Origin of the sequence: Polynucleobacter sp. (assembly GCF_018500155.2) — a bacterium.
Classification (GTDB): Bacteria; Pseudomonadota; Gammaproteobacteria; order Burkholderiales; family Burkholderiaceae; genus Polynucleobacter.
The window spans coordinates 1-15,074 of sequence record NZ_JAHBAK020000008.1 but is presented as its reverse complement, the minus strand read 5'-3'; the positions used below and the strand labels follow the sequence as shown (position 1 = coordinate 15,074).

Annotated in this window: 19 protein-coding genes; 12 read left to right on the top strand and 7 right to left on the bottom strand. The window is 43.1% G+C overall.

Going from position 1 to position 15,074, the window contains the following annotated elements:
• Nucleotides 1-271: 271 nt before the first annotated feature.
• From hyi to KIH43_RS01025, 5 genes are all read left to right on the top strand, one after another.
• Nucleotides 272-1,048: a hydroxypyruvate isomerase gene (gene hyi, locus KIH43_RS01045; RefSeq protein WP_297716831.1), complete on the top strand. Its 777-nt coding sequence runs from the start codon at nt 272-274 to the stop codon at nt 1,046-1,048.
• A gap of 27 nt (nt 1,049-1,075) precedes the next feature.
• Nucleotides 1,076-1,984, top strand: a complete 909-nt coding sequence (gene glxR / locus KIH43_RS01040) for a 2-hydroxy-3-oxopropionate reductase (RefSeq protein ID WP_297716829.1) — start codon at nt 1,076-1,078, stop codon at nt 1,982-1,984.
• Between the two features lie 3 nt (nt 1,985-1,987).
• Nucleotides 1,988-2,578 carry a YqiA/YcfP family alpha/beta fold hydrolase gene (locus KIH43_RS01035; protein ID WP_297716827.1) on the top strand — a complete coding sequence of 197 codons (591 nt, stop codon included), beginning with the start codon at nt 1,988-1,990 and terminating at the stop codon, nt 2,576-2,578.
• An 86-nt stretch (nt 2,579-2,664) separates the two neighbouring features.
• Nucleotides 2,665-3,234, top strand: a complete 570-nt coding sequence (locus KIH43_RS01030) for an HNH endonuclease (RefSeq protein WP_297716835.1) — start codon at nt 2,665-2,667, stop codon at nt 3,232-3,234.
• Between the two features lie 42 nt (nt 3,235-3,276).
• Nucleotides 3,277-4,224, top strand: coding sequence for a DUF3108 domain-containing protein (locus KIH43_RS01025; protein WP_297716825.1), 948 nt, complete (start codon nt 3,277-3,279; stop codon nt 4,222-4,224).
• On the opposite strand, the gene KIH43_RS01020 is transcribed toward KIH43_RS01025, so the two are convergent.
• From KIH43_RS01020 to mltG, 6 genes are all read right to left on the bottom strand, one after another.
• Nucleotides 4,221-4,742 (bottom strand): ion channel, encoded by a 522-nt coding sequence (locus tag KIH43_RS01020; protein WP_296967592.1) that lies wholly within the window; start codon nt 4,740-4,742, stop codon nt 4,221-4,223. The two genes, KIH43_RS01025 and KIH43_RS01020, sit on opposite strands and share 4 nt — an antisense overlap.
• Nucleotides 4,743-4,810: 68 nt before the next feature.
• Nucleotides 4,811-5,455, bottom strand: coding sequence for an ankyrin repeat domain-containing protein (locus tag KIH43_RS01015; protein ID WP_297716823.1), 645 nt, complete (start codon nt 5,453-5,455; stop codon nt 4,811-4,813).
• Between the two features lie 62 nt (nt 5,456-5,517).
• Entirely contained in the window at nt 5,518-6,309 is a 792-nt protein-coding gene (locus KIH43_RS01010; protein ID WP_297716821.1) for a TatD family hydrolase, read from the bottom strand.
• Nucleotides 6,310-6,351: 42 nt separating this feature from the next.
• On the bottom strand, nt 6,352-7,494 hold the full coding sequence (locus KIH43_RS01005) for a DNA polymerase III subunit delta' (RefSeq protein WP_297716819.1): 1,143 nt from the start codon (nt 7,492-7,494) through the stop codon (nt 6,352-6,354).
• A complete protein-coding gene (gene tmk / locus KIH43_RS01000) occupies nt 7,495-8,133 on the bottom strand; it encodes a dTMP kinase (protein ID WP_297716817.1) in 639 nt (212 codons plus the stop codon).
• A gap of 1 nt (nt 8,134) precedes the next feature.
• The gene (mltG, locus tag KIH43_RS00995; RefSeq protein ID WP_297716815.1) at nt 8,135-9,202 is read right to left on the bottom strand and encodes an endolytic transglycosylase MltG; all 1,068 of its coding nucleotides are present in this window, start codon (nt 9,200-9,202) and stop codon (nt 8,135-8,137) included.
• Between the two features lie 20 nt (nt 9,203-9,222).
• Here mltG and KIH43_RS00990 point away from each other — a divergent pair, with 20 nt between their 5' ends.
• Nucleotides 9,223-10,218, top strand: a complete 996-nt coding sequence (locus tag KIH43_RS00990; protein ID WP_297716813.1) for a folate-binding protein — start codon at nt 9,223-9,225, stop codon at nt 10,216-10,218.
• A gap of 7 nt (nt 10,219-10,225) precedes the next feature.
• On the top strand, nt 10,226-11,083 hold the full coding sequence (locus KIH43_RS00985; protein WP_297716811.1) for an NRDE family protein: 858 nt from the start codon (nt 10,226-10,228) through the stop codon (nt 11,081-11,083).
• Here the strand turns inward: KIH43_RS00985 and KIH43_RS00980 are convergent, their stop codons facing one another.
• Nucleotides 11,084-11,566, bottom strand: a complete 483-nt coding sequence (locus tag KIH43_RS00980; protein WP_296967609.1) for a PaaI family thioesterase — start codon at nt 11,564-11,566, stop codon at nt 11,084-11,086. It lies immediately after the preceding gene.
• Between the two features lie 54 nt (nt 11,567-11,620).
• On the opposite strand from KIH43_RS00980, the gene KIH43_RS00975 reads away from it, so the two are divergent.
• From KIH43_RS00975 to KIH43_RS00955, 5 genes are all read left to right on the top strand, one after another.
• Nucleotides 11,621-13,087: a protein adenylyltransferase SelO gene (locus KIH43_RS00975; RefSeq protein WP_297716809.1), complete on the top strand. Its 1,467-nt coding sequence runs from the start codon at nt 11,621-11,623 to the stop codon at nt 13,085-13,087.
• A gap of 51 nt (nt 13,088-13,138) precedes the next feature.
• Nucleotides 13,139-13,549, top strand: a complete 411-nt coding sequence (gene msrB, locus KIH43_RS00970) for a peptide-methionine (R)-S-oxide reductase MsrB (protein ID WP_366069208.1) — start codon at nt 13,139-13,141, stop codon at nt 13,547-13,549.
• A gap of 43 nt (nt 13,550-13,592) precedes the next feature.
• Nucleotides 13,593-14,141 carry a septation protein A gene (locus tag KIH43_RS00965; protein WP_297716807.1) on the top strand — a complete coding sequence of 183 codons (549 nt, stop codon included), beginning with the start codon at nt 13,593-13,595 and terminating at the stop codon, nt 14,139-14,141.
• A complete protein-coding gene (locus KIH43_RS00960) occupies nt 14,138-14,422 on the top strand; it encodes a BolA family protein (protein ID WP_297716805.1) in 285 nt (94 codons plus the stop codon). Before KIH43_RS00965 ends, KIH43_RS00960 begins: the two co-directional genes overlap by 4 nt.
• 46 nt (nt 14,423-14,468) lie before the next feature.
• Nucleotides 14,469-15,074 (top strand): peptidylprolyl isomerase (locus KIH43_RS00955; RefSeq protein ID WP_297716803.1); only part of this gene is annotated, 606 nt, incomplete at its 3' end.

The following is a 15,074-nucleotide window of genomic DNA, read 5'->3' as shown; positions in this document are numbered from 1 at the left end:
GAGACAGATCTATGGCAGCTGCATCGATAATTGTAGGCTTGGTTTGAGCATGGCTAGTGAGCGTGTAGGGTAGGGCAATAAATGCCGCCAAAGAGAGACATGCTAATTTAACTTTCATTTTTTTCCTTTTTAATTAATAAATACATCTACTTTTTATATTAGCCTACTTTTAAACAGATTTACACGAAAATCAAAATTCTCGTGACCATGAATAAAAGACATATCTTTGTTAATATTCCAGGAGCTAAATAATTAAATAAAAAAGTTATAAATGCCCAAATTTGCTGCTAATTTAACGATGCTCTTTAATGAAGTCCCTTTTCTTGAACGATTTGAAAGGGCTCATCATGCGGGCTTTCATGCGGTTGAGTTTCTATTTCCCTATGCATATTCAGCGACTGAAATACGACAGCTATTAGACCAATACAAACTTAATCTAGTCTTGCATAACTTACCAGCGGGCAACTGGGATTCTGGTGAACGTGGTATCGCTTGCTTGCCTGACAGAAAGCAAGAATTTCGGGAAAGCGTAAGCATGGCAATTGAGTATGCAAAAGCCTTGAAGGTTAAGCAACTTAATTGCCTCGCAGGTAAAGCACCCGTTGACGCGAATCACAAAGAGTTGCATCAAACATTTGTTGAAAATCTAACTTATGCAGCCGCTGAATTTGAGAACGCTAATTTAAATCTATTAATTGAGCCAATTAATACTTTTGACATACCAGGTTTTTTCTTAAATACCACCAAACAGGCCAATGAAATATTGGCTGAAGTTGGAGCAAAAAACCTTTACATTCAATATGACATTTACCATGCTCAAAGAATGGAAGGTGAATTGGCTGCAACTATTGAAAAATATTTTGCAAAGATTGCACATATTCAAATAGCCGACAATCCAGGCAGAAATGAGCCTGGCACTGGGGAAATTAATTACAGCTTTCTATTTAAACTCTTAGATAGATTAGGATATGAAGGTTGGATCGGTTGCGAATATAAACCTGCCAATACAACTGAAGCAGGTCTAGGCTGGATCGATCAAATTCAATAAAAACGCATTATTAATTTCGGAGACAATATGAATAACTCAACCAAACTAGGATTTGTAGGCCTTGGCATCATGGGCTCTCCCATGGCCGGACACTTAATTAATGCTGGATATACCGTATATATTCATACGCGAAGTAAGGTTCCAGCTGATCTTGCTGCCTCCTCGGCAATCCAATGCCATACCTCTAAAGAGGTTGCTGAAAACGCCGACATCATTTTTATGATGCTACCTGACACGCCTGACGTTCAAAAAGTGTTGTTCGGGGAAAATGGTATTGCAGCTGGCCTAACCAAAGGAAAAATTGTGGTTGATATGAGCTCCATATCGCCAATTGATACTAAAGAGTATGCCAAGAAAGTCAATGCACTTGGCTGCGAATATTTAGACGCCCCTGTATCGGGTGGTGAAGTAGGGGCTAAGAATGCGACGCTTTCCATTATGGTAGGCGGCAATGAGGTAGCCTTTAACCAGGTGAAGCCAATATTCGAATTAATGGGGAAAAATATTAATTTGGTTGGCGCAAACGGTGATGGGCAAACAGCCAAAGTGGCCAATCAAATCATTGTTGCATTAAACATTGAGGCAGTTGGTGAGGCTTTGTTATTTGCTTCTAAAGCAGGTGCGGATCCTGCCAAGGTTAGACAAGCATTGATGGGGGGGTTTGCCGGCTCTAAAATTTTAGAAGTCCATGGTGAGAGGATGATTAATCGGACATTTAATCCTGGATTTCGGATTGAATTGCATCAAAAAGATTTAAATCTCGCTTTAAATAGTGCTCGAGCTCTAGGGGTGTCATTGCCTAATACAGCCACTGCACAAGAATTATTTAATGCATGTGCGGCGCATGGCGGTAAGGCATGGGATCATTCAGCAATGGTTAAAGCCCTTGAAAATATGGCTAATTTTGAGATTGGCCAAAACTCTGGCGAAAAATAGCTCATGGCATCTACCTTACTTGTTTATTTGCATGGCTTTCGTTCATCCCCGAATTCAAGCAAAGCGGTGATGACGCAGGAAGCCATAAAAAAGATTTCTAATGCGAACAATCCGATTGAATGGTATTGCCCTCAATTGCTTGCATCGCCAAAAGAAAGCATGGAGATGGTAACAAACCACATTAACCAATCTTCTGCAGATCAAATAGTTGTAGTGGGTTCATCTCTTGGTGGTTTTTATGCGAATTTTTTAGCTGAAAAATATTCGTGTAAGGCGATTGCTCTTAATCCAGCCGTTAGAGCAGCTCGTGAACTTGCTCCGCATGTTGGCATGATGACGGCATACGATAGTGATGAGCCTTTTGATTTTCGTCCTGAATACATTAACGAACTTAAGGAATTGCAGATCGAGAAGATTTCCAATCCTTCTCGATATTTTTTGATTGCAGCAAAAGGTGACGAGTTATTGGATTGGCGCGAGATGGTCGATTTTTATCAAGGCGCTAAGCAGTTGGTATTGGAAGGAAGTGACCATGGAATCTCTAACTATGCCGACCATCTTCCCAAAGTCATTGATTTCATTTGCGCCAAATAGCGCCATTATTGCTTGCCAGCCACTTCTTCAGTAAGATGAATTAACGATCAAAGCGAGACGACTTGATCTAGAAAGGAGAGTTTGTGCTGAGCATCTTGAAGCTAGACGCAGGTGGAATTCCACAGGGTTGGGTCAATGCTGAAGAGGCCACCAAACATTATGCCGATTCCAGCGTATTGTGGACATTAGGTAGCCCTATTAAACAAATGCGAGGCGGAATCTCTCGCACCAATGGCAAGCAGTCCATTATTGAATTGCATTCAATCATTGCAGTAAAGGGCGCATCAAAAATAAATCTGTTTGAGGTTGTCCCGGCAATCACGAAGCATAAATTGTTCAAGCGGGATCGCGGTCTATGTGCTTACTGTGGTAATTCAATATTCGAACATCAGGCTGAAGCAGAACATATTATTCCCCATAGTCGTGGTGGCCGATATTCTTGGATGAATCTAGTCATATCATGCAGGCCTTGTAATCAGCGCAAAGGAAATCGAACACCCGAGCAAGCGGGAATGGGTTTGTTATACGCCCCATATATGCCCAGTCTTTATGAAGACATGATTTTGCGTGGCCGCAATATATTGGCCGATCAAATGGATTTTTTGGCAGCCAACCTTCCAAAGACTAGTCGTTTACTTGTAAACAATTCCTGGTAAACGGTGCAGTCCAATTTAATTCCAGTAATTCGTTTGCATTCTTTGAGAATCATTCTCATAGCAATACTGCTGTCTTTAATTGGCCACTTCATCCTCTTTTTTGGTTTGCCATTATTTAGTTTTAGTAGTGCTCCAGAAATTGCCGATGATCTGATTATTAGGACCGAGATTAAAGCGGAGCCTCCTAAGAAAATTCAAATGACACAATCGCCCAAAAAAGAGGCCGGGATTACAAACTCCTCCACAAATTTATCTGAGAGCGCTGAAGCGAGTAGAGAGCAGGGTGGCAATGCCTCTCAACCCGGCTTGGCCTTTAAGCTACCCAATCCCGGCATTTTGTATTACGACGCTTATGTAGATGGCCAAAAATATCAAACTGCAGAAATTGATTGGATTGTTGAGGGGAATGACTATCGTCTCTATGTCAATATCCCGTATGCATTTGTAGGCCCCTTTGTTTTTGAGTCCCGCGGAACTGTCGATGCATACGGAATTGCGCCGATTATTTATTGGTCACAAAGAGGCTCAAGAACGCCTCGCTATTCTCGTTTTGATCGAGACGGCAAGGGTGGGGGGCAAATGTTTTTCTCTGAGAAACCAGAATTTACACCTGCAATTGCCCCGGGCACTCAAGATCGATTTAGCCTCATCTTTCAATTGGCATCTCTTTTAAACGGCAACAGCAAAATGGATGAAGCAGGCACAATCCGATCTATTCCCGTTGTTGATTACAACACTCTTGAGGATTGGCAATTCAAGAGCTATGGCGAGGCATTGAATGAGGATATACCTAGCCTTGGTAAAACCGTCAACCGCCATTACGCCTTAATGCAAAGAGAAAACGATCCATGGAAGCGTCAGGTGGATATTTGGCTGGCTAAAGACCTAGACTGGCTACCTGGCAGAATACGTTCACTAGAATCCAATGGCAGGGTGCTCGAACTAGTTTTTAGGCAAAAGAATCCCGTGCCTGCAGGCATCAGACCCTAGGATCCTTTGGTATTTGCCTGTTTCTGGCTGTTATGACCTAATAGAGCGCCCATCATCGTATATAACGCTGCGCCAGACATGGAGACCGCAAAGATTCCTGAGAAGGAAATGATGATAGGTAGAATTTTCCATTGTTCAGCTAACTTGTAGTCACCGTAGCCTACGGTGGTGTACATTTCACCGGCAAAGTAAAAGGTCTGAGGATTTGTTGGGAATACCTTTAGGGCAACACAAATATAGGCCCAAACCACAATTTCAACCAAGTGAATGGCAATCACCAGCAATATGGCTATGAAGTACGATAAAAAACTGGCTCCAAAGATGCGGCGCCTGGTCATTACGTCATCAATCGCATGAAAAGCACCTGCGATTCCTAATACAACGATCGCATGCACAGCAAGCATGAGGCAGGCAGACATCACCATGACCCATATCTGACTATTTCCCATATCGGTATTTATCTCGTTGTAGAGAGTAATGAAGCTAGGGAGGTCAGCATTGTGAATGAAGGAGAGCATGGTTACTAGGACCTAGAAAGTAATAAAAATATCTTATTTGACATAATAATGATTATACGCAAAGTAGATTAAGATGAATCCTTTGGGGCATTCTTATTTAGCCCTGGATAAGGCTCTTTATAGAGCTTTTGCCAGCGCGATTCTAGGCCCTTAGCAATCCAAGGCTTTTGATATATCTCAGCTATATCAATGACAGAAAATCCAAGCTGATTACGCAGTTGAATATCCGCTCCTTTATCTAATAAAAATTTAATAAGGATTTCGTTTCCAGATTGAGCAGCCATCATTAATGGCGTTGTTCCATTCAAACTACGCGCATTCACATCTGCACCGTTGGCAACTAAAAATTGTGCAACCTCAACCTGACCCTTTGCGCAGGCGTAATGCAACGGCGTCCATCCAATATGATCAACTTTTGCCTTTTTTTCTAGCACTAATTTTTTAACAACCGGCAAATCACCTGCAATAGAAGCCATCATCAGGGGCGTTTCCCCATTGAGGTTCGATAAATCCACATCAATCGATTTCTGGTTTAACAATAATTCTGTGACTAACGCAGATTTGTCTCGAATTGCGATCACAAGCATTGGTTCACCCTTGGCATCCACCGTATTTGGGCTGATGCCTGCAGTTAAAAGCGCCCTAACTTGCCCTGGATCATCAAATTTTGCCGCTCGAGAAAAATCAAGAATTTGAGCCGAAGTTTGAGCCAAACATAGGTTGATAGGCCCTAAAATAACATAAAGTGACAAAGTAAAAAAATATCGAATCAACATTAATTAAATTCTCTATTTAATTGAAAACATTGAAAAAAATTACTTGTAGTAACCGTGGCAAGTTCTTCCGCAGTGATGCCTTTAAGATCAGCAATAAATTGACCAACCTTCGAAACCCATGCCGGTTCGTTCGTCTTGCCTCTATAAGGAATTGGCGCCAAATATGGCGAATCAGTTTCAATCAGCATGCGCTCTAACGGAACCTGTTTGCAGGTTTCTTGTAATTCTTTAGCACTTTTAAAGGTGACAATTCCAGAAAAGGAGATAAAAAATCCCATTTCCATGGCTTGCTTGGCAACATCCAAAGATTCAGTAAAGCAATGCATGACACCGCCAATGGCATCAGCGCCCTCACTTTTTAATATTTTGATCGTATCTTCAGAGGCTGATCTGGTGTGAATGATCAATGGCTTTTTGGCTTCAAGTGCCGCCCTAATGTGAGTTCTAAAGCGATTACGCTGCCACTCTAGGGATTCATAGCTTCGGTCACCCATGCGGTAATAATCAAGACCGGTTTCACCGATAGCGATAATTTTTGAGTGCGTTTTAGCCATCTCTACTAGAAACTCAACAGATGGTTCAGGAGTATCTTCATAGTCCGGATGAACGCCTACTGAGGCATACAAATGGGGGTGCTCTTGGGCGAGCTTGAGAACCTTAGGAAAATCAGGGATATCAACCGATACGCAAAGCGCATGAGTTACCTTGGCTGATTTCATATTTGCCAAAACCTCAGGGAGGCGATGTTGAAATTCAGGAAAGTCGAGGTGGCAGTGCGAATCTATAAACATAGCTCAATTTTAGACTGCCTAGATCAATATTCGTGTGAGCTGCTAGCCTTCAAATACCTGCTGATATTGCGAGAGGAGCGCCTCAATCTGAATACGATTGGCTAATGGATGGTTTTCCGCCTTTCTTGCTTGAAGCAAGGACTTCCAAAATGCTAACAGTTTTGCCTGCTTAGCCTGCTGCGAGAGACTTTGCAATACGGATAGATGCCTTGGGTAATAGCGCGGAGTACCAGATTGCGAAACAGCCTGAAGATCAGCAACCCATCGTTGCATGGTTGCTAGCAAGTATCCTAGCTGAACTTTGTGGATTTTTTCTGCTGTTTCGAACCATGGCGCACGAGCACCTTGTGCCATTGCCTGCAATAAGATGCGTGAGGCTGCAATAGATGCCCCTAGCTCATCCTTATCATCCTGATGATGGCGGGCAATAATAAAGTCATACACCGCGAATGGCGCCCCGCCCTGCTCGTCATAAGCGGCCTCCATTTCAGATTCGCTTAATGTTAGCCCTGCAACAGCATGTATTTGATTCTTTAGCCAGGATAAACCGACGTCACGTTCAGGTCTAGGCGCGGCTAGCAAGCGACAGCGTGATCGTATTGTCGGCAATACACGCTCCACTCGATCTGCCAAGAGAAGAAAAATCGTATTTGCTGGTGGCTCCTCTAATGATTTCAGCAGGGTATTGGCAGCATCAGAGCGCAATAACTCGAGCGGATAAATCAAGATGACTCGATTACCACCTCTATGAGTTCCAATCGATAAACCTTCAATAGCATTACGCGTTTCTTCTATAGAGATATTTTTCTTCTCTTTCTTTTCGTTTGAGTCGCTCTCGACATCTTCTTTGGCAGCTTTACTGCGCTTGGGCACCTCGTCACTTTCGAAATTCTCCTGAGGTAAAAGCTTGCGATGCGTTTCGGGCACGAGAGCAATAAAGTCTGGGTGGTTTCCAGTGTTAAACCAATGACAGGCCTCGCATTGGTTGCATGGCTTAACACCCCCTGAGGTTTCACATAACAACCCTTTTGCTAATTCAATTGCAAAAGCAAATTTGCCAATACCAGATTGACCATGCAGCAAAATTGCATGAGGGGTCTTAGCAAAGTTCAATGAATCCCAGATGGGTTGCAGCCAGGGTGGAATCCTTGCTTCGGTTTGGGCAGATACGATTGGGTTGGTCATTTAAAGATGAATTTGAATTGCTTCGAGCTCGCTCCAAATGGCGTCTGGTGTTTTAGTGGCATCCACCAAATGGAATCGCTGTGGATTTTCATTTGCGCGTCTTAAATATTCTTGGCGAACTTTATCAAAGAAGTCCAGGTTCATCTTTTCAAATTTATCTGGAGCTCGCACTTTTGAACGACGGGCCTCAGCAATCTCACCAGGTAAATCAAAAAGAATCGTCAAGTTGGGTTGCAAGATTGAACCATCGGGGCGACCTTGAACCCATTTTTCTAAATCATTGAGCTTGCTAATACTCAAACCCCTTCCCCCACCTTGATAGGCAAAGCTGGCGTCAGTGAAGCGATCGGAAATCACCACTTTTCCCGCCAATAGTGCAGGCTCAATTACTTGAGCAATATGTTCACGTCGCGCTGCAAACATCAATAGCGCCTCAGTTTCTAAATTCATGGGGGCATCTAACAGCAGGCTACGCAATTGTTCGCCTAACGGGGTTCCACCAGGTTCACGCGTTAATACCACTTCGCGACTTGGGAAGCGCTCCTTCATTAATTTACAAAATGAATCGATATGGGTGCTTTTGCCTGCACCATCGATGCCTTCAAAACTAATAAAGTATCCAGGAAGGGTTGATGTCATATTAATTAGCGTTTGAGGATGATTTTCGTTGATAACGGTTTACTGCAGATTCGTGCTCTGCAAGCGATTCTGAAAAGTGACTGCTGCCATCGCCTTTTGCAACAAAATATAAGGCGTTACTTTTTGCTGGATGAATAGCAGCCTGGATGGATTCCTTGCTTGGCATAGCTATGGGTGATGGAGGCAAACCTTTTCGCATATAGGTATTGTATGGAGTATCTCTACGCAGATCCGCTTTACGTAGATTTCCATCAAAACGCGGCCCAATTCCATAAATAACCGTCGGATCGGTCTGCAGCAACATTCCTTTTGATAGTCGATTAATGAATACGGCTGAAACAAGACCTCGATCACTCGATTTACCCGTCTCCTTTTCAATAATGGACGACAAAATCAGTAGCTCATAAGGAGTTTTCAAGGGGGATTCAGATGGTCTTTGCATCCAAGCTTGAGCTAATTGCTTTTGCATGGCTTGAGATGCCCTGCGATAAATATTGATATCTAGTTCATCGGGATCAAAGACATAGGTATCAGGAAAAAATAATCCTTCAACACTAGGAAAATCGAGATTTAAGCTTTGCAGCAATGCCTTGGAGCTTAATCCTTTAGTTTGATGAATTAAGGCTGGGTGAGAATCTATCTGACCTCTGAGTTGCCAGATAGTCATGCCTGGAATGATGGTAATACTTTCTTTTACTCGATCTCCGCGTGCAATTTGCAATAGCACTTTCCCAAGGCTTGCATTTAATGGTAGCAAATAAGTCCCTGGCTTTAATTTGGATCCCACTAGCAAAGCCTTAGCGCTGATTTGTAGCGGTAATGTGTGAGTTGATAGTCCTTGGTTTTGTAGTTGTTGTGCAATACTGGCAAGACTAGATTGTGGCGTTATCTTAACTTTATAAACCGCAGCATCCTGAGTATTCGATTGATTTGGCACAACAGGCCACAAAAAAATATATCCGTAGACCAGGACAAGAAATATTGATATTCCTATAACCCAGGATCGAAAGGTATGTATTTTGGTAGCTGCTTTTTGAAATAGCGAGCCCCCCTGATTTTTTTTGCGCATCAAGCTATGATAAAAGGAAGATGACAAATAACAGCCAAATCACCCCTGCACCTAGCGAGCCCTTGTATTCGGGGCATACCCTTTTACCCTCCTGGGGTTTGATCTTTGTAGAAGGCCCTGACGCCTCGCACTTTTTACAAAATCAGCTTACCAATTCAGTTTTAGGTCTCAGCCGCACATATTCGCCAAAAGTAGCCAAATTGCACTCCTCGGTGAAACTGGTTGGCTACTGCAGTCCAAAGGGAAGATTATTAGCAAGTGCGTGGCTATCATCCTCCACAGTCGATGCCACTTCGAATGATCGCTTTGTACTTTTTTTATCAAGAGATATCGCTGCGAGCACAGCGAAAAGATTGTCCATGTTTGTACTGCGCGCAAAAGTGACAGTAACGGATGTATCAAATGAATGGAGTGTCTTTGGCGCATTTACTAGCAATTCTGGAGCAGATACCTCTGTAGATGAGGGGCAAATTGGCATTGAGATTCCCGCTGTTCAACATCACGATCAAACTTTTCAACGTCTCCTCATAGCCATAAAGCATAGCGCCAATCAAAGCCTGATTCATGATCAAGCTATAAAAACATGGAATGATTTAGAGGTATTAAGTGCAATACCAAGAATAGTGCAAGCAACTCAAGAGCAATTTGTCCCTCAAATGATTAATTTTGAGTCTGTAGGCGGTGTTGACTTTAAAAAAGGTTGTTACCCAGGACAAGAAATCGTGGCACGCAGCCAATATCGCGGTGTTATCAAAAGACGATTATGTTTGGGTCATGTGTCTAATGATGGCATTGAAACATCAACGCCTGGTACTGAGATATTTCATAGTGATGATGCCAACCAACCCGCCGGCATGGTGGTTTTATCTGCAGAGAGTAGTTTTGAGTCCAATCGCGTTGATTTGCAGGTGGAGTGCAAATTGGAGGCATTAAACAGTGGGGGAATCCGACTAGGAAGCGTACAAGGACCTGTGTTAAAACTAGATCCATTGCCCTACCCTTTAATAGAAATCTAATGGCGCTATGTGTTTAATTCTCTTCGCATGGAATTCACACCCCGACTATTCATTAGTGGTTGCGGCCAATCGTGATGAGTTCTATGAACGCAATACGGATGGGATTTCCTATTGGTCAGAGCATCCTCATTTATTGGCTGGTAGAGATCGAGCAGATGTCCTTGGAAGTCCGGGTACCTGGCTTGGATTTACAAAGTCCGGAAAATTTGCCGCAGTAACCAATGTGCGTGCACCAAGCGAAAAAAATCCCGACGCCCGTACACGAGGCGAACTCTCTTTAATGTACTTAACAAGCGACAGTAAGCCGGCCACTTTTGTAGAAGAAAACGCAAAACGCTTTCATTTATATAACGGCTTTAATTTCTTAATGGCCGACCTTAGCAACCCCACCAACCCTGAAATGCATTGGGTTAGCAATCGAATGGTGATAGGAAGCACCATGAGACCCCGCAAGGTATTTCCATACCAACCCTTAGCTAACGGCGTATATGGATTATCGAATGCCATGCTAGATACCCCATGGCCTAAAGTGAATCATCGCGTGGCAGCTTTTGCGCAAGTCTTAGCAATGGACCAGGGGCAACTAAAAGGCGCAGATCACTACCTCAAGGTTTTAGCCGATACCCGTTATGCCAGTGATCACGAACTTCCAAGTACTGGTGTTAGCAAGGAATGGGAAAAAGCACTCTCCCCTGCTTTTATTAAAACTCCTTCATATGGAACACGCTCAAGCACTATTCTCAGAGTACGCAAAGATGGCCAGTTTGAAATGGTAGAGCGCCGTTTCGATGCTACTGGCACCGTGGGACATGATGTTATTACAGGCGCACTGAGTCCAGCACCAGGTTCAAACCTCTCGGTTTAATTACGAAGTGCGCTGATCTTCGTTAATCACTCGATCGCCATCTTGATTTCTAGATGGCAAACGTTTGATAAATTGAAACGTGCCTGTAGCCATACAACAGATTTCGCCTTGATCGTTATACAGCTTAGCCTCACAAAAGGCCATGGTTGCAGTCCTGCGAACAGTATCTGCTTTGACGCGCAGAATACCTGTTGCCGCCTGCATAAAGTTGTTTTTTAATTCTATGGTGACTACGCTGCGATCGCTTGGATCACCAGATCTTGCTGCTACTGCCATTGCAACATCCATCAGTGTAAGCAAAACTCCGCCATGCGCAACAGACCAAGTATTGGTATGTTCGGGTTTAAGGGCGAGGAGAATTTCTCCTTTTCCCATCTCGGCACTTAAAAAACGTACACCTAACAGTTTCAAAAAAGGAACATTAAGTTCCTCTCCCAGATTGGCTAATTGGGTCTGCGGATTAATTTGGACTTGTTTATTCATGAATGTATTTTAGGGGCTGAAGCACTAAATTGGGAATCCTCCTAGAATAACCGCATGGCCTTTTTATTAAGCGGGAGCGACGTTTGTCGCTTGACTCAACCTAGCCCAATTCCTAATCCATATTGGGTGGCCATCTCTCGGTCTGCGGCAAAATTAATCGGTCTGAACTTAGGAGATGACGGTTTACCGACCGACCCTAAGTGGTTAGAGCTTTTAGCTGGAAACACGCTAGAAACCGCATCGCATCATTTTTCGAGCCCAATTTCCACGGTATATAGTGGTCATCAATTTGGTGTGTGGGCTGGACAGCTAGGCGACGGAAGGGCCATCTTGTTAGGTGAAATACAAGGGCAAGAACTTCAGCTTAAAGGGGCTGGCAAGACAATTTATTCCCGCATGGGGGATGGGCGAGCAGTTCTGCGCTCATCCATTCGCGAGTTTTTATGCAGTGAGGCAATGCACGGTCTTGGTATTCCCACTACTAGAGCACTCTCTGTCATAGGGTCAGATTTGCCGGTTCGCCGCGAAACGATTGAAACAGCGGCCGTATGTGCACGTTTAGCACCAAGCTTTATGCGCATTGGACACTTTGAGCATTTCGCTGCTCAGGGAAATATTTCACGCCTTCAAGAATTAGCAGAGCTACTGATTAAGGAGCATTACCCTCAATGCGCATCACATCCAGAACCCCAATTAGAGCTATTTAAAAAAATATGTGAACGCAATGCAAGACTGGTAGCTCAATGGCAAGCGGTAGGATTTTGCCATGGCGTCTTAAATAGCGACAACATCAGCGTTTTAGGGTTAACTATGGACTATGGTCCGTTTGGTTTTATGGATCAATTTGATATTAACCATATATGCAACCACAGCGATCAAAGCGGTAGATATGCCTACCATCGTCAGCCGCAAATTATGCATTGGAATATGGCCTGTCTAGCAAGTGCATTTATGCCCCTTCTCCAGCGCCGATACGATGCCAAGGAGGCTGAAGTATTGTTGCGAGATGCTCTTGATGAGTTCCCAGCAATTTTTGCAGATGAATGGCAATCATTATTTAGAAAAAAATTGGGGCTTATTAAGGCGCATGCCGATGATATAAAGCTTATTGAACGACTTTTACAGTTAATGCATGATTCAAGAGTGGATTTCACCACCCTATTCAGACAATTAGCTTATGTAAAAAAGGGGCAAGCCGTTGATGAAATCTCTTTAAGAAATTTATTTATCGATCGGCCCAGCATTGATCAATGGCTGCATGATTACTTACTGCGCTTAGATATCGAAGATGAGAATGACGCTTCCAGAAGGAATGCAATGCATTCAGTTAATCCAAAATATGTACTACGCAATCATTTAGCGCAAGCTGCCATTGAAAAAGCTCGGAACCACGACTTTTCAGAAGTCAGGAGGCTTCTCAAAGTCATGAGCGATCCTTTTAGCGAGCAAATAGGGATTGAATACTATGCACTGCCTCCCCCGCCAGATATAACAAAGGTTGCAGTTAGTTGCTCCTCATAAACAGAGAGACATTTTGTCAAAATAAAAGAAAAGATGACTGAAAGGCTGTATATGAATAAAACAGACGAGGAATATAAAAAAATATTGAGTGATATGGAGTATCGTGTCACTAGGCAGTCTGCCACTGAACCCCCTTTCACTGGAAAATATTGGGATCACTGGGACCAGGGCAAGTACTCTTGTGTTTGCTGCGGGACACCACTTTTTCTATCTGAGACTAAATTTGATGCCGGTTGCGGTTGGCCAAGCTATAGTGAACCCGCCCAAAAATCCATTATTAAAGAAGTGCGCGATATATCACACGGGATGATCCGTACGGAAGTCAGATGTGCTCATTGTGATGCGCACTTAGGGCATGTATTTGATGATGGCCCAAGACCTACTGGATTGCGTTATTGCATAAACTCAGCATCCCTACGATTTGAGCCAAGCATCAATGTCAGCGAAAAAACTGACAAATAAGGCATTTAGGTCCACATCTCAAATAGATGGATAATTCCACCCTATGAAATTCTTATTTGATCTCTTCCCCATCATTCTTTTTTTTATCGCATTTAAAGTTGCAGATATCTATACGGCAACAATAGTTGCTATGGTGGCTACCATTGGACAAATTCTTTGGGTTTACTACCGTCACCGCAAAATTGATGCAATGCAGTGGGTAAGCTTAGTAATGATCATTGTTTTTGGCAGTCTCACGATTTTCTTACATGACAAAACATTTATTCAACTTAAACCAACAGCTTTATATTGGCTTTTTTCTAGCGCACTACTTGTTAGCGCCCATTTTTTTAATAAAAATTGGATTCAAGTGCTGATGGGAAAGCAGATTCAACTCAAGGCTGAACGCTCACATTCCGTTTGGCATCAACTCAATCATGCCTGGGCTCTATTCTTCTTTTTCATGGGCGCCCTCAACCTTTACATCGCCTTTGAATTTTCTGAGGAAACATGGGTGAATTTCAAGCTATTTGGTAGCACGGGTTTACTCATTGTCTTTGTCATTATTCAAGGGGTTTGGCTATCTAAGCATATGGAGCATCCAGAGGAATGAGCATCAACCAAGACCGTATGAAATGGTTTCAGGAAGATTTAAGCAAGGCATTTGCAATACAAAACCTAGTCATTGAAGATGAAAGTCATTTACATGCAGGGCACGCCGGTGCCGCTAGTGGTGGCGGCCATTTTAGGGTCAGCATTATTGCCCCGGAATTTCAGGGAATGAGTCTTGTGGCTCGTCATCGGGCCATTTATGGCGCTTTAAACCGCCATATTCCCAAGGAAATTCATGCTTTGACGATTGTTGCCCAAACCCCCGAGGAAGCGGGCCTGTAGCCTGCTTTACACTCTTGTTATCACTTATTTTTTATATATCTCGATTATGCTAAAAAAATCACATCTTCTTTGCCTCTGCTTCTCATCTACCCTACTCTCTGGTGTAGCAATCGCTCAAAACGCTGTCATAGTGAACGGCAAAGCAATTCCTAAGACTCAACTGGATAAATTAGTTCAAAAATCGGGTCAGCCTGATAATCCACAAGTACGTGACCAAGCTCGCGAAATGTTGGTGACTAGGGAGCTCATTATTCAAGAAGCAGACAAGCGTGGTGTTATACAAAAGGAATCCGTACGTGAGCAGTTAGAACAATCACGTGTTGGCGTATTAGTAGCTGCAGTGTTTGAGGATTACGTAGAAAAAGAAGGTGTGACAGAAGCTGAACTCAAGGCTACTTACGAATCAATGAAATCACAATATAGCGGCAAGGAATACCATGTAGAACACATTCTTGTCGAAAAAGAGTCAGATGCTAAAGCGATCATTGCACAAATTAAGTCAGGCGGAAATTTTGAAGACATTGCTAAAGCCAAATCAAAGGATCCAGGATCTGCGCCAAATGGTGGTGACTTAGGTTACGTGAATGAAAAATCGTTAGTTCCAGAGTTTTCAAAAGCAATGGTGCAGCTTAAAAATGGGCAAGTATCAGAT